Annotated in this window: 16 protein-coding genes; 13 read left to right on the top strand and 3 right to left on the bottom strand. The window is 61.5% G+C overall.

Annotated elements, in window-relative coordinates; translation table 11 throughout:
- The first annotated feature begins 103 nt into the window (after nt 1-103).
- Nucleotides 104-3,172: a translation initiation factor IF-2 gene (gene infB, locus I2I01_RS15970; protein ID WP_196287460.1), complete on the top strand. Its 3,069-nt coding sequence runs from the start codon at nt 104-106 to the stop codon at nt 3,170-3,172.
- Nucleotides 3,173-3,369: 197 nt separating this feature from the next.
- On the opposite strand, the gene I2I01_RS15975 is transcribed toward infB, so the two are convergent.
- Both I2I01_RS15975 and mscL read right to left on the bottom strand, forming a co-directional pair.
- Complete coding sequence (locus I2I01_RS15975; RefSeq protein WP_196287461.1) at nt 3,370-3,819, bottom strand: hypothetical protein; 450 nt, start codon at nt 3,817-3,819, stop codon at nt 3,370-3,372.
- A 242-nt stretch (nt 3,820-4,061) separates the two neighbouring features.
- Nucleotides 4,062-4,445: a large conductance mechanosensitive channel protein MscL gene (gene mscL, locus I2I01_RS15980; RefSeq protein ID WP_196287462.1), complete on the bottom strand. Its 384-nt coding sequence runs from the start codon at nt 4,443-4,445 to the stop codon at nt 4,062-4,064.
- A gap of 231 nt (nt 4,446-4,676) precedes the next feature.
- On the opposite strand from mscL, the gene I2I01_RS15985 reads away from it, so the two are divergent.
- The 7 genes from I2I01_RS15985 (at nt 4,677) to I2I01_RS16015 (ending at nt 13,091) form a co-directional block, all read left to right on the top strand.
- Nucleotides 4,677-5,468 carry an enoyl-CoA hydratase/isomerase family protein gene (locus I2I01_RS15985; RefSeq protein ID WP_196287463.1) on the top strand — a complete coding sequence of 264 codons (792 nt, stop codon included), beginning with the start codon at nt 4,677-4,679 and terminating at the stop codon, nt 5,466-5,468.
- 167 nt (nt 5,469-5,635) lie between these two features.
- The gene (locus I2I01_RS15990; RefSeq protein ID WP_196287464.1) at nt 5,636-7,147 is read left to right on the top strand and encodes an oligosaccharide flippase family protein; all 1,512 of its coding nucleotides are present in this window, start codon (nt 5,636-5,638) and stop codon (nt 7,145-7,147) included.
- Nucleotides 7,148-7,219: 72 nt separating this feature from the next.
- Entirely contained in the window at nt 7,220-7,657 is a 438-nt protein-coding gene (dut, locus tag I2I01_RS15995) for a dUTP diphosphatase (protein WP_196287465.1), read from the top strand.
- A 126-nt stretch (nt 7,658-7,783) separates the two neighbouring features.
- Entirely contained in the window at nt 7,784-8,794 is a 1,011-nt protein-coding gene (locus tag I2I01_RS16000; protein WP_196287466.1) for a sugar phosphate nucleotidyltransferase, read from the top strand.
- 114 nt (nt 8,795-8,908) lie between these two features.
- Entirely contained in the window at nt 8,909-10,729 is a 1,821-nt protein-coding gene (locus tag I2I01_RS16005; protein WP_196287467.1) for a tetratricopeptide repeat protein, read from the top strand.
- On the top strand, nt 10,722-11,501 hold the full coding sequence (locus I2I01_RS16010) for a DUF4292 domain-containing protein (RefSeq protein WP_196287468.1): 780 nt from the start codon (nt 10,722-10,724) through the stop codon (nt 11,499-11,501). Before I2I01_RS16005 ends, I2I01_RS16010 begins: the two co-directional genes overlap by 8 nt.
- A gap of 105 nt (nt 11,502-11,606) precedes the next feature.
- Nucleotides 11,607-13,091 carry a murein hydrolase activator EnvC family protein gene (locus I2I01_RS16015; RefSeq protein WP_317196899.1) on the top strand — a complete coding sequence of 495 codons (1,485 nt, stop codon included), beginning with the start codon at nt 11,607-11,609 and terminating at the stop codon, nt 13,089-13,091.
- Between the two features lie 400 nt (nt 13,092-13,491).
- Here the strand turns inward: I2I01_RS16015 and I2I01_RS16020 are convergent, their stop codons facing one another.
- Nucleotides 13,492-14,436: a GAF domain-containing DNA-binding protein gene (locus tag I2I01_RS16020; RefSeq protein WP_196287469.1), complete on the bottom strand. Its 945-nt coding sequence runs from the start codon at nt 14,434-14,436 to the stop codon at nt 13,492-13,494.
- Nucleotides 14,437-14,712: 276 nt separating this feature from the next.
- Between I2I01_RS16020 and I2I01_RS23575 the strand changes: the two genes are divergently transcribed.
- The 5 genes from I2I01_RS23575 (at nt 14,713) to I2I01_RS16045 (ending at nt 21,807) form a co-directional block, all read left to right on the top strand.
- Nucleotides 14,713-15,105 carry a Sec-independent protein translocase subunit TatA/TatB gene (locus I2I01_RS23575; RefSeq protein ID WP_196287470.1) on the top strand — a complete coding sequence of 131 codons (393 nt, stop codon included), beginning with the start codon at nt 14,713-14,715 and terminating at the stop codon, nt 15,103-15,105.
- A gap of 47 nt (nt 15,106-15,152) precedes the next feature.
- A complete protein-coding gene (locus tag I2I01_RS16030) occupies nt 15,153-15,644 on the top strand; it encodes a Sec-independent protein translocase subunit TatA/TatB (RefSeq protein WP_196287471.1) in 492 nt (163 codons plus the stop codon).
- Between the two features lie 28 nt (nt 15,645-15,672).
- On the top strand, nt 15,673-17,103 hold the full coding sequence (gatA, locus tag I2I01_RS16035) for an Asp-tRNA(Asn)/Glu-tRNA(Gln) amidotransferase subunit GatA (protein ID WP_196287472.1): 1,431 nt from the start codon (nt 15,673-15,675) through the stop codon (nt 17,101-17,103).
- Between the two features lie 175 nt (nt 17,104-17,278).
- Nucleotides 17,279-19,417, top strand: coding sequence for a LysM peptidoglycan-binding domain-containing protein (locus I2I01_RS16040; protein ID WP_196287473.1), 2,139 nt, complete (start codon nt 17,279-17,281; stop codon nt 19,415-19,417).
- A gap of 119 nt (nt 19,418-19,536) precedes the next feature.
- The gene (locus I2I01_RS16045) at nt 19,537-21,807 is read left to right on the top strand and encodes an NADP-dependent malic enzyme (RefSeq protein ID WP_196287474.1); all 2,271 of its coding nucleotides are present in this window, start codon (nt 19,537-19,539) and stop codon (nt 21,805-21,807) included.
- The last annotated feature ends 111 nt before the right edge of the window (nt 21,808-21,918 follow it).

Below are 21,918 nucleotides of genomic sequence, written 5' to 3' on the forward strand. Positions count from 1 at the left end.
GAGGGTAACAAATCGTGCCAGCAGGTGCGGTTTGCGTCCTGCTGGCAAGATTTAATGTAATACCTTTGCAATTAGAAGCGTATCGTTACGCGAGATAGATAGAATGGCGGAAGCAACCCCGAAACGGCTACAACAGGCGGCCAAAGACCTGAATATTGGTATGGACAGGGTGGTCGAGGCCCTGGCCAAAAAAGGCATACAAGTAGAAAACAAGCCGACTACCAAGCTCACGGGCGACCAGGTGTCGATGCTTGAGAAAGAATTCGCGTCCTCGGCCCACGACCGGCAAGAGGCGCAAAAAGTCATTCAGGCCAAGCGCCAGAGTGAGCTGGATGCTGCGCCCAAGCCGGCGCCAGCCCCCGCGCCGCGTCCGGTGCAGGCCGCCGCGCCGGCTCCCAAGCCGGCCGCGCCCGTGGCTCCGGTAGCAACCGCTCCGGCGGCTGCCCCCGCCGCGCCAGCCCCGGCCCCCACGCCGGCTCCCGCACCCGCAGCCGAAACGCCCTCATTGGCGCCCGGCCTGAAAGTGCTGGGTAAAATTGAGCTGGACAGCAAAGGCCGCGTAATACCGCCCCGTCCCGCTGCCCCGGCAACTCCGGCTCCGGCCGCTGCTGCCACGGCCGCTCCGGCGCCCGCGCCAGCCGCCCCCAAGGCTGAAGCTCCGGCTGCTCCCAAAGCAGAGGCACCCGCCGCTGCTCCTGTAGCACCGGCCGCAACTCCGGCGCCCGCTGCCAAGGCCGAGCCCGCTCCGGCTGCTCCCAAGGCTGAAGCACCTGCTCCGGCGCCGGCAGCCCCTGTGGCGGCTACGCCTGCAGCCCCCGCAGCTGCGGCCCCCGCTACGACCGCCGCCCCGGCTCCGGCCGAAGCCCCAGCCGCAGAAGACAACAGCACCATAGTAGCCAAGTCGGACACGCTGAAGGGCCTCACGGTGCTCGGCAAAATCGACCTGTCTTCGATTAACAACGACCGGCGTGGGCCGGGTGGCCGTGGCCCCCGCCCCATCGCATCGTCGGACGTGAGCAAGCGCGGCTTGCCCGCCGGCCCCGGCCAGAAAAAGCGCACGCGCCTGCCTGGCCCTCCCGGCAGCACCACATCGCCCCCCAGCCCCGGCTACCAGGGCAACCGTCCGGCCGGTGGGCAGGGTGGCGGCTATCAGGGCAACCGCCCCGGTGGCGGCCAAGGCCAGGGCAACCGCCCCGGCGGCCCCGGTCAGCGCGGCGGTCAGTCGGCTCCCAAGCCGAATGCACCCGCCCTCACGCCGGAGCAGGCTGAAAAGCAGATTCAAGAGCAGATTAAGGCCACGCTGGCCAAGCTCGGCGGTAACAAAGCCACCGGCCAGGCCAACCGCGCTAAGTATCGCCGCGACAAGCGCAGCATGCTGGCGGAGGACCGCGAGGCCCTGCGCGCCCAGAACGAGCTCGACGCCAAGACCCTCAAACTCACGGAATTCATCTCGGCCAACGACTTGGCTTCGCTGATGGACGTGAACGTGAACGAGGTAATCAAGGTGTGCCTGGGAATGGGCATGTTCGTGTCCATCAACCAGCGCCTTGACGCCGAAGCCATTACCGTGATTGCCGATGAATTCGGCTTTGACGTGGAATTCCTGTCGGCCGAAGAAGAGGAGATTGATGTGGATGCCGGCGATGCTGAGGAAGACCTCAAGCCGCGTGCCCCCATTGTCACCATCATGGGTCACGTCGACCACGGCAAAACCTCGCTGCTTGACTACATCCGCGACGCGAGCGTGGCCAAGGGCGAAGCCGGCGGCATCACGCAGCACATCGGTGCCTACGAGGTGAAAACCAAGTCGGGCCAGCCCATCACCTTCCTCGATACCCCTGGTCACGAAGCCTTTACGGCTATGCGTGCCCGCGGTGCCAAGGTGACGGATATTGCCATCATCGTGGTGGCGGCCGACGACTCGGTGATGCCGCAGACTAAGGAAGCCATCAACCACGCGCAGGCCGCTGGGGTACCGATTATCATCGCCCTCAACAAGATTGACAAGCCGGCTGCCAACCCCGAGAAAATCCGCGAGGAGCTTTCCCAGATTAACATTCTGGTGGAAGAATGGGGCGGTAAGTACCAGAGCCAGGAAGTTTCGGCCAAGTCGGGTATCGGCGTGGAAGAACTGCTGGAGAAGGTGTTGCTCGAAGCCGAACTGCTGGAGCTGAAAGCCAACCCCGACCGCAATGCCATTGGTACCGTGATTGAAGCCTCGCTGGACAAAGGCCGTGGCTACGTGACTACCGTGCTGGTGCAAACCGGCACGCTGAGCGTGGGCGACGTAATTCTGGCCGGCCCGCACTTCGGCCGCGTGAAGGCCATGACCGACCACCGCGGCAAGAAGATGAAGTCGGCGCCGCCCGCTACGCCGGTGCAGGTGCTCGGCCTCACCGGTGCCCCGCAGGCCGGCGACCGCCTGCAGGTGATGGAAACGGAGCGCGAAGCCCGCGAAATCGCAACGCAGCGCCTGCAGTTGGCCCGCGAGCAAACCATCCGGACCAAGAAGCACATCACGCTCGACGAAATTGGTCGCCGCCTGGCCATCGGTTCGTTCAAGGAACTCAACATCCTGGTGAAGGGCGACGTGGACGGCTCGGTGGAAGCACTATCCGACTCGCTGCTCAAGCTGAGCACGCCGGAAGTGGCCGTGAACATCCTCAGCAAAGGCGTGGGTGCCATCTCTGAAAGCGACGTGCTGCTGGCCTCGGCTTCCGACGCCATCATCATCGGCTTCCAGGTGCGGCCCTCGCAGAGTGCCCGCCGCTTGGCCGAGCAGGAGCAGATTGACATCCGCTTGTACTCCATCATTTACAACGCCATCAATGAGGTGAAGGATGCCATGGAAGGCATGCTAGCCCCGACGGTGCAAGAAGTGGTGGTGGCCAACGCCGAGGTGCGTCAGGTATTCCACATTACCAAGGTGGGTACCATTGCTGGCTGTATGATGACGGAAGGCACCATGACCCGCAAAACCAAGGTGCGCGTGGTGCGCGACGGCATCGTGCTACACACCGGCGACATTCAGGACCTCAAGCGTTTTAAAGACGACGTGAGCGAGGTGCGCCAAGGCTACGAATGCGGTATCTCCATCAAAGGCTTCAACGAGTTGCAGGAAGGCGACAACATTGAAGGCTTCGAAGAAAAGGAAATCAAGCGTACGCTGTAAGGCACGCGCAACCTGCAAAGGTGAAAAAGCCCCTGCTGCACAATGCAGCCGGGGCTTTCTTTTTGGCCAGTCGCTTTACGCAGTCATTTACTCAGTGGAACAGGGCGCGCTGCTAATTCCAAGGTGCCAGGCAATAGACCACAAAAGAAAGCCCCGAATGCAGCTGCAGTCGGGGCTTTCTTTTATTAAACCAAGTCTTAAAAGAACAGGAATTTGTGCTTGCTTTTGTGCTTGTGCACCAGTGGTTTGCCAGCCGGGTTGGAACCGCCGATGGGGTGACTTTGGCCACGCTTCTGCTCCATAAAGCCTTTTTTGCCTTTGAATTTCTTCACCATGAAACCGCTACCGCTGCGGTTGGAATCGAACTGGCGCTCGGGGCCACCGTTGCGGCCGCCGAAGCTGGTGTTGCCGGTGCGGGCTTCGAGGAGCTCCAACTGCTGGTCACGCTTGATTTCTTCGGGCGTCATGGCGGCGCGGCGCTGGTTGCGGGCCAGTTCCAGGGCGTTGGTGCCCGAGGTGCTGCGGGCGTTGGCTTCGCTGCTGCCCTGGCTGGGGGTGGGGAAAGCGGGGCCGGTTTGGGCCTGAGCAACGGAAGTTGCACCGAAACTTAGCCCGCTGAGCAGGGCGGCAGCAAAGAAGAATTTCATATGAGGTGAAAGGAGGTGGGTGGAGGGAGGATGCGACTTAACGGTTGGGAGCGAGGGGTGGTTCACTGAATGATGCAATTTTGCGCATTCGTCCGTTATGTTGGGCCTAAGTTCGTAACTTATTTTGAATCGGCAAATTACTGACCGGTTTTAAAACCTAAACTTTAGCTAAAAATATAAAACCGCTGCCCACAGCACGGTGGACAGCGGTTTTTTCTGGCTGAACGGCTGCGCCGTTTTTGTTAGATACGGCCGGCGCGCAGGGCGTCGCGGATTTCCATGAGCAGCTGCTGGTCGGTGGTGGGCGGCGGGGGCGTGGCGGGCACGGGCGTCACTTCTACCGGCTTTTTCTTGATGCTGTTGGCGCCTTTCACAATCATGAAAATGATGAAGGCAATGATGAGGAAGTTGATGACGGCGTTGAGGAACAAGCCTACCTTCATCGGGCCCACCATGATGGTGGAGAAGTCGGTGTGCCCCAGGAAGAGGCCTACTACCGGCATGATGACGTCGTCGGTCAGCGACGTGACGATTTTGCCAAACGCAGCGCCGATGATGACACCGACGGCGAGGTCGAGCACGTTGCCCTTGGAAATGAACTCTTTAAATTCGGAAACAAGACCCATAGTAGTTGGTAATGAAAGGTGAAAAAATGAGTTTGCGCTAAAGCTATGTATTTATAGTCAAATCAATAGCCTGCTTGCGGCGGCAAAATTGCCTGAAAGGGACAGGCATTGGGCCTGGCTTTCGGCTAGCTGAGGCCGAAAGGCGACGAACCCCGGCGCTGGCACGACCGGCGCCAGCGGCCGGGGGCGCTATCTTTGGCCGGGCCAAGTCAAACCCGCCTTCTTTTCGTTATGTCTGTTTCGTTCGAAAACCTGCTCTACGACCTCGACGCCGCCAGCGGCATCCTCACCCTCACCATCAATCGGCCCAGCAAGCTCAACGCACTGAACGCGGCTACCATTGCCGACATCGACGCGGCGGTGCAGCAGGCGCTCAACAACGCGGCCGTGCGCGGCATCATCCTGACCGGGAGCGGCGAAAAAGCGTTTGTGGCCGGGGCCGACATTGCCGAGCTGGCCGCTCTCACGCCCGCACAGGCTGCCCGGGCTTCAGAACGGGGCCAAGAGGCGTTCTGCCGCATCGAGGAAAGCACCAAGCCGGTGGTGGCGGCCGTGAACGGCTTCGCGCTGGGCGGCGGGTGCGAGCTGGCCATGGCCTGCCACATGCGCGTGGCCGCCGACAACGCTCGTTTCGGCCAGCCTGAGGTGAACCTGGGCTTGCTGCCGGGCTACGGCGGTACGCAACGCCTGCCGCAGCTCATCGGCAAGGGTAAGGCCATTGAGCTGTTGCTGACGGCCGACATGGTGAAGGCCGACGAGGCCCTGCGCCTGGGCCTGGTGAACCACGTGGTGCCGCAGGCCGAACTGCTGCCCTTCTGCCAGCAGCTGCTGACCAAGATTCTGGGCAAAGCGCCTCTGGCCGTGGGCATGGTGCTGGAATGTGTGAACGCCCACTACGACAAAGGCACCGACGGCTACAAGGCCGAAGCCGAGGCGTTCGGCCGGGCCTTCGACAGTGAGGACTTTAAGGAAGGCACCACGGCGTTTGTGGAGAAGCGCGCGGCCGTGTTCACAGGTAAATAGTAGTGTGAAGGGTAAGCATCTGTCATCCTCATTTGGCGTCCGCGCAGCGAAGGACTTTATCACGTTCGGACGATAGTTATTCGGCCGTGATAAGGTCCTTCGTCTCCGCTTGATGCTCGGAATACTCAGGATGACAGACGTTCACAAACGCTCTTGATTAACAACGAATGAGTGTAGCGAAAAAACTGGCCTCGCAAACGGCGGTGTACGGCGTGAGCAGCATTGTGGGCCGGGTGCTCACCTATTTGCTCGTGCCGATATATACCGGGGCGTTTGCGGCGGCCGAATATGGGGTGGTGACGGGCCTCTACGCCTACGTGTCGTTTCTGAACGTGGTGTTTACCTACGGCATGGAAACCACATTTTTCCGCTTTGCCAACCGGCCGGGTACCGACCGCAAGGATTTGTATGACCGGGTGCTGAGCCTGCTGCTGCTGAGCACGGCTACCCTCACGGTGCTGCTCATGCTGCTGGCGCGGCCGCTGCTGGCGTTGCTGGAAATTCCATACGAGAATAAACAATACGCTATCTGGGTGGCCCTTATTCTAGGGCTGGACGCGCTGACGGCTATTCCGTTTGCCCGGCTGCGGCTGGAAAATAAGGCCCGCAAGTTTGCCGGTATCAAGCTGGCCGGCATTGTAGGTAACGTGGTGCTGAACCTGTTTTTTATCGTGTTCTGCCCGGCGGTGATGAGCGGAAAATGGTTGCCCATTCTGCAGCCACTGGTGGCCCGTGTGTACGACCCTACGGTGGGCGTGGGCTACGTGTTTCTGAGCAACCTGGTAGCCAGTGGCCTCACCCTGCTGCTACTGGGCCGCGAGTTGCTGGACTTCCGGTTTAAGCTGAATTTTGATTTCCTCAAGCCGCTGCTGGCTTATGCTTTCCCGCTGATGCTGATGGGCCTGGCGGGCATGGTGAACGAAACGCTGGACCGCATTCTGCTACCCAAGTGGCTGCCCGATAACTTCTACCCAGGCCAGAGCAGCCTCACGGCGGTGGGCATCTACGGGGCCTGCTACAAGCTGAGCATCTTCATGTCGCTGGTGATTCAGGCATTCCGCTACGCAGCCGAGCCTTTCTTCTTTGCCCAAAGCACCGAGAAGAATTCGCCGGCCACGTTTGCCATGATACTGAAGTGGTTTACGCTCTGCTGCGCGGTCATCTTCGTGGGCATCAGCCTCAACGTGGAAGACTTCGGCCGGTTGTTTCTGCGGCGCCCCGAGTACCTGCAAGGGCTGGCAGTGGTGCCGGTGTTGCTGCTGGCCAACCTGTTTCTGGGCGTGTACTACAACCTGTCGGTGTGGTTTAAGCTCACAGACAAAACCTACTTCGGCACCTACATCGGCGCAGGCGGTGCGGTGCTCACCATTGCCCTCAACTTCCTGCTGATTCCGGTGCTAGGCTACATGGGCTCGGCCCTGGCCACGCTGGCCTGCTACTTTATGATGGCCATTCTGTGCTGGCGCTTGGGCGAGCAGCACTTCCCGGTGCCGTACCCGGCGCTGCGGCTGGGGCTGTGGCTGCTGTTTGCCGTGGGCTTGGTGGCACTGGGCTGGTTCATATCTCCGGAGGACTGGTGGGCGCGCCATGCCTGGCACGCAGGCCTGACGGTACTGTTCCTCGCGGCGTTGTATGTGGTAGAACGGCCGCAACGGGCGCTAGCAACCAAAGCTGCCTAGAAACAAGCGTATCGGGCGAAAGCCTTGTGTTTCCTTTGCGGGCCAGCGGCGCCGCTCAACATTCCTTCGACCATGCAAATCCCCGTCATTAACAACTCGGGCCACCCACTGCCCGAATACCAGACGCCCCATGCCGCCGGCCTCGACTTGCGGGCCCACCTTGTGGACGGCCCCGTGACGCTGCAGCCCTTGGAGCGGCAGCTTATTCCTACTGGCCTGAGCCTGGAAATTCCGGTGGGCTATGAAGCGCAGGTGCGGCCCCGCAGTGGGCTGGCCGTGAAGCACGGCATTGGCATTGTGAACAGCCCGGGCACGATTGATGCCGACTACCGGGGCGAAATCCGGGTGCTGCTGGTGAATTTGTCGAACGAACCCTTCGTGGTGAACGACGGCGAACGCATTGCCCAACTGGTGGTTGCCAAGCACGAAACCATAGCTTGGCAGCCCGCCGAAACCCTGAGCGCAACCCAACGCGGCGCGGGAGGGTATGGCAGTACAGGAAAAAGCTAATATCCGGCAATCGGTTGTTGGCGGGCAGGCCCTAGCTTCGGGCCGCCGAATGGCTGCCGGGCGGGCGCGGCCGTTGTCCTGTGCACCCTGAACGAACTTTATAAATACCTGACCACTACACAACACATGAAAATCATCGTCCCGATGGCCGGCATGGGCAAGCGCATGCGCCCCCACACCCTCACCGTTCCCAAACCCCTCATTCCCATTGCAGGCAAGCCCATTGTGCAGCGCCTCGTGGAGGACATTGCCAAAGTGTGCGGTGAGCCGGTGGACGAAGTGGCTTTCATCATCGGCCGCTTTGGCGCCGAGGTGGAGAAAAACCTGGTGAAAATTGCCGAATCGGTGGGCGCCAAGGGCACCATCGTGTACCAGGACGAGCCGCTGGGCACTGCCCACGCCATTCTTTGCGCTAAGCAGGCGCTGACTGGCCCAGTAGTGGTGGCCTTTGCCGATACGCTGTTCAAAGCTGATTTCACCCTAGACAGCAGCGTGCCCGGCACCATCTGGGTGCAGAAGGTAGACGACCCGCGCCCCTTTGGCGTGGTGAAGCTGAACGAGCAGGGCCAGATTACGGAGTTTGTGGAGAAGCCGCAGGAATTCGTGTCGGACCTGGCCATCATCGGCATCTACTACTTCCAGGACGGCGAGTATTTGCGTAGCGAATTGCAATACCTGCTCGATAACGACATCAAGGACAAAGGCGAGTACCAGCTCACCAACGCCCTCGAAAACATGAAAAACAAAGGCACGGTGTTCGTGCCCGGCCGCGTGACCGAGTGGCTCGACTGCGGCAATAAGGACGCCACGGTGTTTACCAACCAGCGCTACCTGGAGTACCTCAAGGAGCGCGGCGAGTCGCTGGTGGCGCAATCAGCCAAAATCACCAATTCGGTGCTCATTGAGCCGGTGTATATTGGCGAAAACGTGATTGTAACCGACTCGGTGGTGGGCCCGCACGTGAGCCTAGGCGACCACGCCAATGTGCGCGACTCGCGCCTGTCGAACTCCATCGTGCAGCAGTCGGCCTCGGTGTTGAACGCCGTCATCACCAATTCGATGATTGGCAACCACGCCGGCGTAACCGGTACGCCCGATGACTTGAGCCTCGGCGATTATAACCAGTTGCGCGTGTGACATTTTAAAGCGGAAATGCGTTAGTAGCGACGCGGCCTTCGGCAGAGGGCCGCGTCGTTCGTTCGTATTACCCGTAAATTCGTGAGCCGGGCCCGAGGTCCGGTTTTGTTGTATATGCGTCAAGTTGCTCTTAGTCTGTTGCTTTGGATGGGGACGGTGGCCGTGGGCCACGCCCAAACGCCAGCGGGTGCGCCCCAGCCGCCGGCCAAGCTGAGCCGCAAAGAGCAGCGGGCTCTGGAAAAAGAACAGCGCGACCTCGACAAGAAACTGGCCGAAGCCAAGGCCAAGCGCGCGGCTGCGCCGCCCCTCACCGAGCGCGAGCGCGAGATGAGCGAAGCCTTGTTTGTGGAAGGGGTGAAGTACGTGCTGCTGGAGGACTACAACAAGGGCCTGGAGCAGCTGCTAAAAGCCTACGCCCTGAACCCCGACAACGCGGCCGTCAACTACAAGATAGCCGAGGCCAACTTGCTGAGCGGCAACCTGCGCGACGCTGCCAACTACGCCGAGGCCTCCATTCGCCTCGACTCGAAAAACGCCTACTACTACCTGCTGTTGGCCCAGATTCAGGCCAGCCAGAAGCAGTACGACAACGCCACTAAAACCTACGCGGCCCTCATCAAGCAGGTGCCCAACTCGGGCAACTACCTGTTCAATCTGGCCGACCTGTACCTAGCCCAGAACAAGCTACCTGAAGCCCTGGCTACGCTCGACCAGGCCGAGAAGGAGTTTGGGCAGGTAGACGAGATTTCGTTCAAGAAGCAGCAGATTTTCCTGAAGCAGAATAAGCTGGATTTGGCCCTGGCCGAGGGCGAAAAGCTCATTAAGGCCAACCCGACGGAAAGCCGCTACGTGCTGGCCCAGGCCGAGATGTACGCCAGCAACAACCGCCTGCCCGACGCCGTGCGCGTGGCCCAACAGGCCCTGCGCCTCGACCCCGACAACCCGCAGGCGCACATGATTCTGGCCCAGGTGTATCAGCAGCAAAACCAGCCCGACGAGGCTGGCCAGCAGCTTAAGCAGGCCTTCGCCAGCCCTGCGCTCGACATCGACGAGCGGGTGCGCATTCTGGTGGGCTACATCAAGCAGCTGCCCAGCCCCAAGGAATCGGTGAACCAGCTGGCCCGCGACTTGGCGGCCGAAACCATCAAAACATACCCCAAGGACGCGAAATCCTACGCCGTGGCCGGCGACATTCAAACCCTGACCGACCACAAAAAGGACGCCCGCGACACCTACCTGAAGGCCCTGCGCTTCGACAATTCCAAGTTTCAAATCTGGCAGCAGGTGGTGCTGATTGATGCGGAGCTAAGCCAGACGGATTCGCTGCTGGCCCATACCGACCGCGCGCTGGAGCTATTTCCGAACCAGTCGTCGCTTTGGTTTTACAACGGCGCGGCACACCTGCTGAAAAAGCAGCCGCAGAAGGGCGTGAAAGCTCTGGAGCACGGCCGCAAACTGGTGGTGAGCAACCCGGAGCTGTTGGGCCAGTTCGACGCTCAATTGGGCGATGCCTACCACGAATTGCGGCTGTATGAGAAATCGGACGCGGCGTATGAATCGGCGCTGAACAGCGACCCGAACAACGTGCAGGTGCTGAACAACTACAGCTATTTCCTCTCATTGCGTGGCGAGAAGCTCGACAAGGCCAAGCAAATGGCGGGCAAGGTGGTGAAGCAGTATCCCGACAACGACACCTACCTCGATACCTACGCTTGGGTGCTCTATAAGCAGAAAGACTATGCCGGCGCCAAAGCGGCACTGGACAAAGCCATGCAAACCACCAAGGACGGCTCCATCATCGAGCACTACGGCGACGTACTGTACCAGCTCGGCGAGAAGGACAAGGCCGTGGCCGAATGGCAGCGCGCCCACAAAGCCGGTGGCACCTCCAACCTGCTGGAGCGCAAACTGAAAGACCACAAACTCTATGAATAAAATTTCCTTGCTGCTGGCCCTAGGGCTGCTTGTGGGCGGTTGCGCCCGCAAAGCGACGCCCGTTGTTTCTACCACCGGTCCGAAAACTTCGGTGCCCGTGGCCGAGCCCACGGTGCGCGCCACCAACACGTCGTTCCTGTTTTTGAACGCCAAGGGCAAGGCCCAAATCAACATGAAGGGCGACAAGCAGAGCGCCAACATTTCCCTACGCATGCGCCGCGACAGCGTCATCTGGGTGACGGCCGGGCTGCTGGGCGTGGAGGGCGTGCGCGCTGTGCTCACGCCCGATTCGGTGCGGGTGGTGAACAAGCTGGAAAAAACCTACTTCACCGGCGGCTACGACTACCTGAGCAAGCTGCTGAACGTGCCCGTGAGCTTCGCCCAGATGCAGGCAATTCTGCTGGGCGACTACCTGCCCGCGCCCGCCGGCACCACGCCCACCATAGCCACCGAGGAAGCCGACCGCCAGCGCGTGAGCTACCCCTTGGCCGGCGTGCTGGTGGAGCGCCTGCTGCAGCCCGGCACCGGCCGCGTGCAGCAGATGAAGGTGAGCGACGCCGCCACCCAGCGCAACCTGACCGTGGACTATACCGATTTCAAGCCGCTGGAAGAGCCCGGCAACCTGCCTTTTGCCAACTCGGTCTTTATCCAAGCGCAGCAGCCATCGGCGGGGGCCGTCACGGCGGCCATCAACTATAGCAAGGTGAACGTGGGGCGTGAGCGACTGTCGTTTCCCTTCTCCGTGCCCAAGGGCTATAAGCGCCAGAAATAAACAGTGGCTTTGAACGGGTATTCGGTGAGTGGTAAATTTTTAGCGAAGGCTAGTGGTCTGGTGCAGACAGCGTGCGAGCCGCGGCAAATAGCCCGGGGTCGCTTGGTGCTGCTGTGTCTGCTCAGCGTGTGGCTGGCGCTGCCGGTAGCTGCCCAGCAACGCAAGAAGAAGCAACCGGCCAAAACTGCCCCGGCCCGCACCAAAACCCGAACCAACAAGGCCCGCCGCCCCACCAGCTCAGCCCGCACCAAAACCAAGGAGCAACTGGAGCGCGAGCGCCAGGCCAACCTGCGCCAGATTCAAGCCACCAGCCAAGCCCTGAACCAAACCCAGGAGAAAAAGAAGGTGAGCCTGGGCCAGCTCAACGTCATCAAGGAAAAGCTGACAGAGAAGAAGCAGGTCATCCAAGGAATTTCGACCCAGCTGCACGGCATCGAAACCAACGTGCAGCAAACGGCCACGCAGGTGCTGCAAACCCAGAAGAACCTACGCGAGCTAAAAGGCGAATACGCCCGGTTGCTCTACACGGCTTCAAAAACGGCCAACGGCTTCAACCGACTGATGTTCTTGTTTGCCTCGGAGTCGTTCAACCAGTTTGCGCTGCGCCTGCGCTACATCCGTCAATACACCGAGGAGCGGCAGCGCCAGGCGGCCCGCATCATGGGCACGCAGTACCGGCTGCACCAGCAGCTCTCGGGCCTCACGCAGCAGCAGAAGCGCAAGAGCAGCCTGCTGAACAACCAGCTGAACGAAAATAGAAACCTGCTCACGCTCAAGTCGAAGGAAGATGAGATGGTGCAGCAGCTCAGCCAGCAGGAGCAGGGCCTGCGCCAAGAGCTGGAAGAGCGCCGCCAAGCCGTGAACCGCCTCGACAACCTGATAGCCGAGCGGGTGCGCGAGGAAATAGCCCGCGCCGCCCGGGCTGCCCGCCTGGCCGCGCGCCGCCAAGCCGCGCTGGCCGCTGCCCGCGAAGCCCGCCGGGCCGCCGCCGCGCGCAATGCGGGTGGTGGCGCCGGCCCTGCGCGCCCACGCCGCGAAACAGCAGCTAGCGAAGAAACCAACGACGCCAACAACGACACCGCCGCGCCCGAGTCGGACGCTCCCGAAACGGCAGCAGAAGCGGCCGCCGACCGCCGGGCCGTGCGCATTGCCCTCACGCCCGAAACAGCGCTGGCCTCGTCGTCCTTCTCCGGCAATAAGGGCCGGCTGCCCTGGCCCGTGAGCCGGGGTTTCATCAGCCAGCATTTCGGCCGCCACCCGCACCCCGTGCTCAAGCACGTGACCGTCGAAAACCGTGGGGTCGACATCCAGACTGCAGCCGGCGAGGAAGTGCGTTCCTGCTTCGATGGCAAGGTGCTCACCATCGCCAACATCGCCGGCATGAACACCATTGTCATGATTCAGCACGGCGACTTCTTCACGGTGTATGCCAAGCTGCGCTCCGTGAACGTGCACGAGGGCCAGCGCGTGAGTGCCCGCGAAGTCATCGGCACGGTGGCCACCAACGCCGAGGGCACGTCCGAAGTGCAGTTTCAGGTGTGGCACAACTCGGCCAACCTCAACCCTGAAAACTGGCTGGGACATAAATAAAAACCCCTGTCATTGCGAGGAGGTACGACGAAGCAATCCGTCCTGTACAACATCCAACACGCTCTTTTACCAGAAAGCCCCGGTACTGCGCAGCACCGGGGCTTTCTGGTAAAAGAGAGTTTCTGATTCTTACGGGACAGATTGCTTCGCTGCGCTCGCAGTGACAGGCGCGGCCGTTTGGGCAAAAAAAAACACCGAGCAAAGCGCGGTGTCTTTCTGAGCTATGAAAACAAACTTAGCTGTCGGCAGAAGCGGCCTTTGGAGCTTGCTGCAACCGATAACCGATTCAAAATTGGCGAATGCCGGGGGTTAAAATCTGGGCAACTCGGTGAACGGACCCTTTGACCCGGCGAACGGACCGCTTGGCTAGGCGCAAGCCAATGCGACAAGCAGTCGCTGGCTACACTAGGTTCAAGCGACCCAGCAAGCCGGCTTTGTAGGAGCTGCCGATGGGCACGCGCACAGCGCCGCGCGCCGCGCTGCTGTCGCGCACCCCATCGAGCAAGGCCACATCGCCCTCAATGGCCACAATGCGGTCGAGGCGCACGATGTACTTGCGGTGCACCCGGGCAAAATCGCGCACCGGCAACTTGGTTTCCAAGTCTTTCATGGTGCCGTACATGGTGAGCCGCTCGCGGTTGGTGTGCAAGTTCACGTAGTCGCCCAGGGCCTCCACGTATTGCAGGTCGGCGGTGGGCACGCGCACCAGGCGCTGGTCCTGCTTCACGAAGATTTCGGCGCGGGTGTTGGCGTAGAGGCCGTCGCCGGCGTTGTTGGCCATGCGCAGCACGCCGTCGAGTTTCTGGCGTTCGTCTTCAAGCTGCACCCGAATGCGGCGCAGCTCCAGGTGCGCCATCACCTGGCGGGCGAGGATGCGGAGGGCGTCGCGCTGGTCGGTGGTGAGCTCGCGCGGAATGGTGTCGATGGCACAAAGGGTGCCCAGCGGCTGGCCCTCGGGCGAAAGCAGGGGGGCGCCGGCGTAGAAGCGGATGTTGGGGTCGCCGGTCACCAGGGGGTTGTCGGCGAAGCGGGCGTCGGTGGTGGCGTCGCGCACCTCGTACACGTTGTCGGCCCGCATGGCGTACTGGCAGAAAGCGTATTCGCGCGGGGTTTCCTGCGTTTGCAGGCCCACCCGGGCTTTGAACCACTGCCGCTCGCCATCAATCAGGGAAACCAGCGAAATGGGCGTGCCGCAAATGAAGGCGGCCAGCTGCGCGATGTCGTTGAACACCTGCTCCGGACCCGTATCCAGCACTTGGTAGCTGTGCAGCGATTCCAGGCGTTCCGTCTCGTTTACCTGGCGCAGGTCGGCATCGGCGGGCGTGGCGTTTTTGGGAGATTTCACAGCAGAAGTTGGCAAGAAGTAAAGGAAGCTTCAAGCTAATCGGAAAGAATAAAGCTCAAAGTGACAAACTTAACAAAACTAACGAAGTGTTCATGTTCAGCTGAGGCCAATCCGTTCAACTCAAATTTTCACCCGTCCAATAACACTGATTTACCTGCGAAGCAACGGCTTCATTCAGCAAACACTTGCAATCGGGTATCTTTGGCACTCCAAAATGCGCTTGGCTGCGTATATCCTCCTTTATCATCCTAATCGGGCCCTGGCGCCCATGCGCTCATGCACCATCCCCTGTTTCTAATTGGCAGCTTCGGCACCACCGAAATCCTGCTTATTCTGTTCGTCATTATTCTGCTGTTTGGCGCCAAGCGCATTCCAGAGCTCTTCCGTGGCATGGGCCAGGGGGTGCGTGAGTTTAAGAACGCCAGTGCCCCAGCCGAAGAGCAGCCGCAGTACCGCGACCAGCCCACGCAGCCGCCCTACCAGCAGCAATACCCACAGCAGGGCTACCCCCAACAGCCGCAACAGGGCTATCCGCAGCATGGGTATCCGCAACAGCCCCAGCAGGGATATCCCCAGCAACCCCCGCAGGGTTATCCGCAGCAGGGCTACCAGCAGCCCACGCCGCCGGCCTATAATCCCAACGACCCCGCTTCGCAGCCGCGTCAGTAGCGCCACACGCTGTTTTTCTGTTTTTAAGTATTTAAACTGTCCTCTTTATGTTTGGTGATATTGGTGGTTCCGAGGTGATACTGATTATGGTGGTCATCCTCATTTTCTTTGGGGCCAATAAAATTCCAGAATTGGCCCGGGGTCTGGGCAAGGGCATCCGTGAGTTTAAGGACGCCAGCACAGAAATCAGACGCGAGTTTGAGCAGGCCGGCCAGCCAGCCCAGCCCAACAACTACGCTCAGCAAAACAACAATTACCCGCCCCAGCAGCAATACGGCGCCCAAAACCAGTACCCGGCCCCGCTGCCGGTAGCTGATGCCGAGCCTGCCTCGGGCTTCGACCCCTGGGCCACGCCGGCTTACGTAGCGCCCACCACGGCTGCCGCGGCCACGGCTGCTGCCGACGAGGCATTCACGCACAAAACCGAGGAGCCGGCCCCGCCTGTGGCCTCGCAGCTGCCGCCCAATCTGGCCCCCGAGGGCACCCAGCCCCGGCAGCCTTACATTCCGGCCAACGCCAGTCCTAGCGCCGATGCCTAACTTTGGGCGCACCTAATCTGCAAGTAGTTTGAAGCGTTTTCAGTCTTTATCCGAAGTTCGTAGCGAGCTGGCGGCGGGCACCACGTCCTGCCGGCAGCTCGTTGAGTATTATCTGGGCAACATCGAGCGCCAGAACCCCACCCTCAACGCCTTCTTGGAAGTGTGGCCCGACGAGGCCCGCGCCCAGGCCGACGCCGTGGATGCTAAACTGGCCGCCGGCACCGCCGGGCCCTTGGCCGGCATGGTCATCGGCCTGAAGGATGTGCTGGCCTACGCCGGGCACTCGCTGCAAAGCAGCAGCCTGATGCTAGATGGCTTTAAGTCGCTGTTCACCGGCACGGCCGTACAGCGCCTGCTCGATGCCGACGCCATTCTCATTGGCCGGCAAAACTGCGACGAGTTTGCCATGGGGGGCTCGAACGAATCTTCCTACTTCGGCCCGGCCCGCAACGCGGCCGACCCGGCGCGGGTGCCTGGCGGCTCGTCGGGCGGCTCGGCGGTGGCCGTGCAGGCTGATATGTGCCTGGCTTCAATTGGGTCCGATACGGGCGGCTCGGTGCGCCAGCCGGCGGCATTTTGCGGGGTGGTGGGCTTCAAGCCCACATACTCGCGCATTTCGCGCTATGGGCTGGTGGCCTTCGCCTCGTCGTTCGACCAGATAGGGCCCATTACCCGCTCGGTGGCCGATGCCGCCCTGCTGCTGGAAATAATGGCCGGCCCCGACGGCATGGACAGCACCGCCAGCCAACGCGAGGTGCCTGCCTATAGCCAGCTGCTCGCGCCTGCGCCGCACTACCGCATCGGCTACATCGCCGATGCCGTGAACAGTGAAGGGCTGAACCCGGAAATCAAAGCGGCACTGGAAACGCAACTGGAGCTACTGCGCGGCCAGGGCCACGTGGTGGAGGCGGTGGAGTTTCCCTACCTCGACTACATGATTCCGACCTACTACATCCTCACCACGGCCGAAGCCAGCTCCAACCTGGGCCGCTTCGACGGGGTGAAGTACGGCTACCGCGCCCCGGATGCTACGGATTTGGAGTCGCTCTACAAGAAGAGCCGGGCCCAGGGCTTCGGGGCTGAGGTGCAGCGCCGCATCATGCTTGGTACCTTCGTGCTCAGCGCCAGCTACTACGACGCTTATTACACCAAAGCCCAGCGCGTGCGCCGGCTCATCAAGGAAAAAACCGACGAGCTGCTGCGCCAGTACGATTTCCTGGTGCTGCCCACCACACCCACCACGGCCTTCAAAATCGGCGAGAAGCAAGACCCGGTTTCGATGTACCTGGCCGATATTTTCACGGTGCAGGCCTCGCTGGCCGGCGTGCCCGCCATTTCGGTGCCGGTAGGGGAGGATGCCGCCGGTTTACCCATTGGCTTGCAGGTGATGGCCGGCGCTTTCCGGGAGGCTGATTTGCTGGCTTTTGCTGCCACAATCACGGAGGAAGTACCTGCTTAAAAGTAAGTTTTTTCAAAACCAGAAAAAGCCCCGGCCAAACGGCCGGGGCTTTTTTCGTTTGGATGTCACCTTGAAGGTAGTGGGCTGCGTATGGGAATTTTTTGCTTTCATCTCTACAACTTCTTTATCTAATACATATCTTAGTGCTATGAAGCAAGGGATTAAGCACGCAAAAATGCCCTGTCGCCACCACCGTTGGCTGAGCCTGGGGCTGCTGGGGCTGCTATTGCCGCTGCCCAAAGCCATGGCCCAACAGGTGCCCGCCCCGGACTCCGCCGGCCGCGTAAGCACCACGATGCCAGCGCTGTTGGGCGACACGGTGCGGGTGCGCTTGGAGCTGCAGCCCGACTCGCTGGTGGCAGCACCCGTGCAGGTCGATTCGGCCCGGCTGGAGTGGCTGCGCACTCCGCCTACCCTGCGCGACTTGGTGTGCGACCGGGTGGGCTGCTTCGAAACCGATGTGCCGCACCAGTTCAACAACGCGGTGATGGCCTACGTGACCTTGTTCACGGCCCGCAACCGCAGCTACTTGCAGCGCGTGCTGGAGCGCGAGAATCTTTACTTCCCCCTGTTTGAGAAATACCTGGCCAAATACAACCTGCCCGTCGACCTGAAGTACCTGGCCGTGGTGGAATCGGCCCTGATTCCGACCGCGAAGTCGCCGGTGGGCGCCACCGGCCTTTGGCAGTTCATGGGCCCCACGGCCGGCGACCTGCGCCTAGTGCGCGACGAGTGGATAGACGAGCGCATGGCACCCGAAAAAGCTACCGAGGCAGCCTGCAAGCACCTGCGCTACCTCTACGGCGTGTTTCATGACTGGGAGCTGGTACTGGCCGCCTACAACTGGGGTGCCGGCAGCGTACAGCGCGTGATGCGCCGCACCGGCAAAAAGAATTTCTGGGACCTGTACCCGCACATGCCGGCCGAAACGCGCAACTACGTGCCCACCTTCACGGCCATCATGTACAGCATGAAATACGCCGAGTCCCACGGCCTGCACTCCGACAAGCTGCGCTACCAGTACGCCGAGCCCATGGACACGCTGGGCCTGCGCGGCCGCGCCTTCGACCTGCGCCGCCTAAGCCGGGCCTGTGGCTACGAGGATTCCCTGTTCCTCACCCGCTTCAACCCCGAGTTGCGCCGCGCGGCCCTGCCGGCTGGCTACCGCTCCTACACGGTGCGGTTTCCGGCCTCGGCGGCGGAGCATTTGGGCGATGTGGACCGCAATACCCTGCTGGACTACTGCCAGCCGGTGGCGGAGCTGCCGCGCCCGCTGGCCGCGCTGCCGCCGCGCCTGGAGGGCGTGGAGCCTTGGGTGAGCAAGCAAATGCTGGCCGCTACCGGCGGCCCGCGCACCGAAGACGAAGCGGCGGCACCCCGTTTCCGGCGGGTGCCGCACAAGGTGAAAAAAGGCGAAACCCTGGCCAGCCTAGCCGAGCGGTTTGAAGTAAGCCAAAGCCAGTTGCGCCGCTGGAACGAATTGCCCAAGGGCAAGGCACTGAAGCCTGGCAAGCAGCTGGTCGTTTTTGTGCCCCTGCCCGCCGCGGCACCCAGCACGCCGAAAGCGCCGGTGGAAGCCATTGCGGCCGCGCCACGCCCGGTGCGGTCGTTGGTTTCGGAGGAGGAAGTATTGGCCCGCAAGGAGCAGGCTGAGGCCAACGCCCGGGAAGTGGCCCGGGTGCAGGAGCTGATTAAGCAGGAAAAGCAGCAGGAGGCCCGGCTGGTGGCCATCCGGCAGCGGCAAGCCATTCAGCAGGCCGCTGCTGATGCCCAGGCCCGCGTGGCCGCCCGCCGCCTGGCCCAGTCGCAGGCCGCCGAGGCCAGACGCAACGAAGCCAAAGCTGCCGTAGCCGTCGAGCCGGAAGCAGCCGCTGAAACCACCTCGGCAGCTGACGAGGCCATGAACAACGGCCCTTACACCGTGCGCAAGGGCGACAACCTCACCAAGGTTGCCCGCGAGCACGGCGTGACCGTGGCGCAATTGGTGGCCTGGAATAAACTGCCCTCTGAAAATGTAGTGCTGGGCCAGCGACTGGCCCTCAGCGCTCCGGCCGAAACTGAGGCGGTGGCTGAGGCCTCGCGCAAATCGGGCAAGGCTGCGGCAAAAGAACTGGCAGCTGCGCCTAAAACCAAGCTCAAAGCCACGCCGGGCAAGCAGGACCTGGCCTCGAAGGTGCACCTGGTGCAGCCCGGCGACACGCTGTTCAACATCTCGCGCCGGTTTGGGGTGAGCGTGCAGCAGCTGCGCGAAGTCAACCACCTCACGTCCGACGAGGTGAAGCTGGGCCAGAAGCTGCTGGTGCCGCAGAGCTAAGCGCATCCGTAGGCGGTTTTTAAAGGCAATAACCGGCATTGCCGCGCTTTTCGTCCTAATTTCGCCTTACACGGCCGCGCTGCCCGCGCGGCCGTTTCCATTTCCCGAAGAATTCCCCGATGCTGAAAATAAACAAGCAAGACGCCCTCAACTACCACTCGCAGGAGCCCGCCGGCAAGATTGAGGTCATCCCCACCAAGCCGGTGAGCACCCAGCTCGACCTAGCCCTGGCCTACTCGCCGGGCGTGGCCGAGCCCTGCAAGGAAATCGCCGCCAACCCCGACGACGTGTACAAATACACCGCCAAGGGCAACCTGGTGGCCGTGATTTCAAACGGCACGGCCGTGCTGGGGCTGGGCAACATTGGCCCCGCCGCTAGTAAGCCAGTGATGGAAGGCAAGGGCGTACTATTTAAGAAGTTTGCCGGCATCGACTGCTTCGATATTGAGATTGACGCCACCGACCCCGACGAGTTTATCCGCATTGTGAAGGCCCTGGAGCCCACCTTCGGCGGCATCAACTTGGAAGACATCAAGGCGCCGGAATGCTTCCGCATTGAGACAGAGCTGCGCGAGAAGATGAACATCCCGCTGATGCACGACGACCAGCACGGCACGGCCATTATCTCGTCGGCCGCGCTGCTGAACGCGCTGGAAATCGTGGGCAAAAAGATTGAAGAGGTGCAGATGGTGGTGAGCGGCGCGGGCGCGGCGGCCGTGTCGTGCCTGCGGCTGTACCTGGCGCTGGGCCTGAAAAAGGAAAACGTGGTGGTGTTCGACAAAGACGGCCTCATTCACGAACGGCGCACCAACCTGGCACCCATTCAGATGCAGTTTGCCACCAGCCGGGCCGTGAATAATCTGGAAGAGGCCCTGGAAGGCGCCGACGTGTTTCTGGGCCTCTCGGCGGCTAACGTGCTGCCGGCCGGCCTGCTGCTGAAAATGGCGCCAAACCCCATCGTCTTCGCCCTGGCCAACCCCGACCCCGAGGTAAGCTACCAGCTGGCCATGGCCACGCGCGACGACCTCATCATGGCCACCGGCCGCTCCGACCACCCCAACCAAGTGAACAACGTGCTGGGCTTCCCCTACATTTTCCGGGGGGCTATGGACGTGCGCGCCACCGAAATCAACGAGGCCATGAAGCTGGCCGCAGTGCACGCCCTGGCCGAGCTGAGCAAGGAGCCGGTGCCCGAGATGGTGAACAAGGCCTACGGCGACAACACGCTGGCGTTTGGTCGTACCTACCTCATCCCCAAGCCCCTCGACCCACGCCTCATCACCAGCATCAGCCCGGCCGTGGCCCGGGCGGCCATGGAAAGCGGCGTGGCCAAGGCGCCCATCGAAGACTGGGCGGCCTACGAAGACCACCTGCGTGCGCGCCTCGGCGTGAACCAGAAGCTGATGAACCGCATCACCTCGGCCGCCAAGGCCAATCCTAAGCGGGTGGTGTTTGCCGAGGCCGACAACTACAAGATTCTCAAGGCCGCCCAGATTCTGCGCGACGAAGGCGTGTGCTGGCCCATTCTGCTGGGGCCGCAGGAGAAGATTGAAACCATTGCCCGCGAAAACAGCGTGGACCTGGAAGGTTGTGAAATCATCAACATTCTGAAGCAAGACGCCAAGCGTGACGAGTACGCGGCCATTCTCTACGGCAAGCGCCAGCGCCGCGGCATGACGCTCTACGAAGGCCGCCGCCTGATGCGGGAGCGCAACTATTTCGCTGCCATGATGGTGGAAACCGGCGAGGCCGACGCCTGCATCACCGGCCTCACCAAGGACTACGGCAAGAGCATCATTCCCTCGCTGCAGGTAATTGGCACCGAGGAAGGCGTGCGCCGCGTGGCTTCGATGTACATCATTCAGCACAAGAAGGGTCCGTATTTCTTTGCCGATACCACGGTGAACATCAACCCCACGGCCGAAGAAATGGTGGAGATTATCGGCCTCACGGCCCGCGCCGTGAAGTTCTTCGACACCGAGCCGCGCATTGCCGTCATCAGCTACTCCAACTTTGGCTCCAACGCCGGTGTGCTGCCCGAAAAAACCCGCAAAGCCACCGAACTGGCCAAGGCCCGCTTCCCCAACCTGCTGATTGACGGCGAGATGCAGGCCAACGTGGCCCTGAGCCCGCAACTGCTGCAGGAGCACTACGACTTCTCGCCCTTGGCGGAAAAGGGCGCCAACACGCTGGTGTTTCCGAATGTGGAATCGGGTAACATTGCCTACAAGGTGCTCCAGGAAATTGGTGGTGCTGAGGTGATTGGGCCTGTGCTGATGGGCATGCGCAAACCGGTGCACATCCTACAGCTCGGCGCCAGCGTGCGCGACATTGTGAACATGGCTTCCATTGCCGTGGTCGATGCGCAGATGGGCAGCAAGGCGCTGTAGGAGCGGGGCTTAGGAAAGAGCAGCCGAACGACATGCCGAACGCAGCGAAGCATCTTTACCGCAAGAGTAATTTGATTTACTGCTGCGGTAAAGGTGCTTCGCTGCGTTCGG

The organism is Hymenobacter properus (assembly GCF_015694735.1).
In the GTDB taxonomy this organism is placed as follows: domain Bacteria; phylum Bacteroidota; class Bacteroidia; order Cytophagales; family Hymenobacteraceae; genus Hymenobacter; species Hymenobacter properus.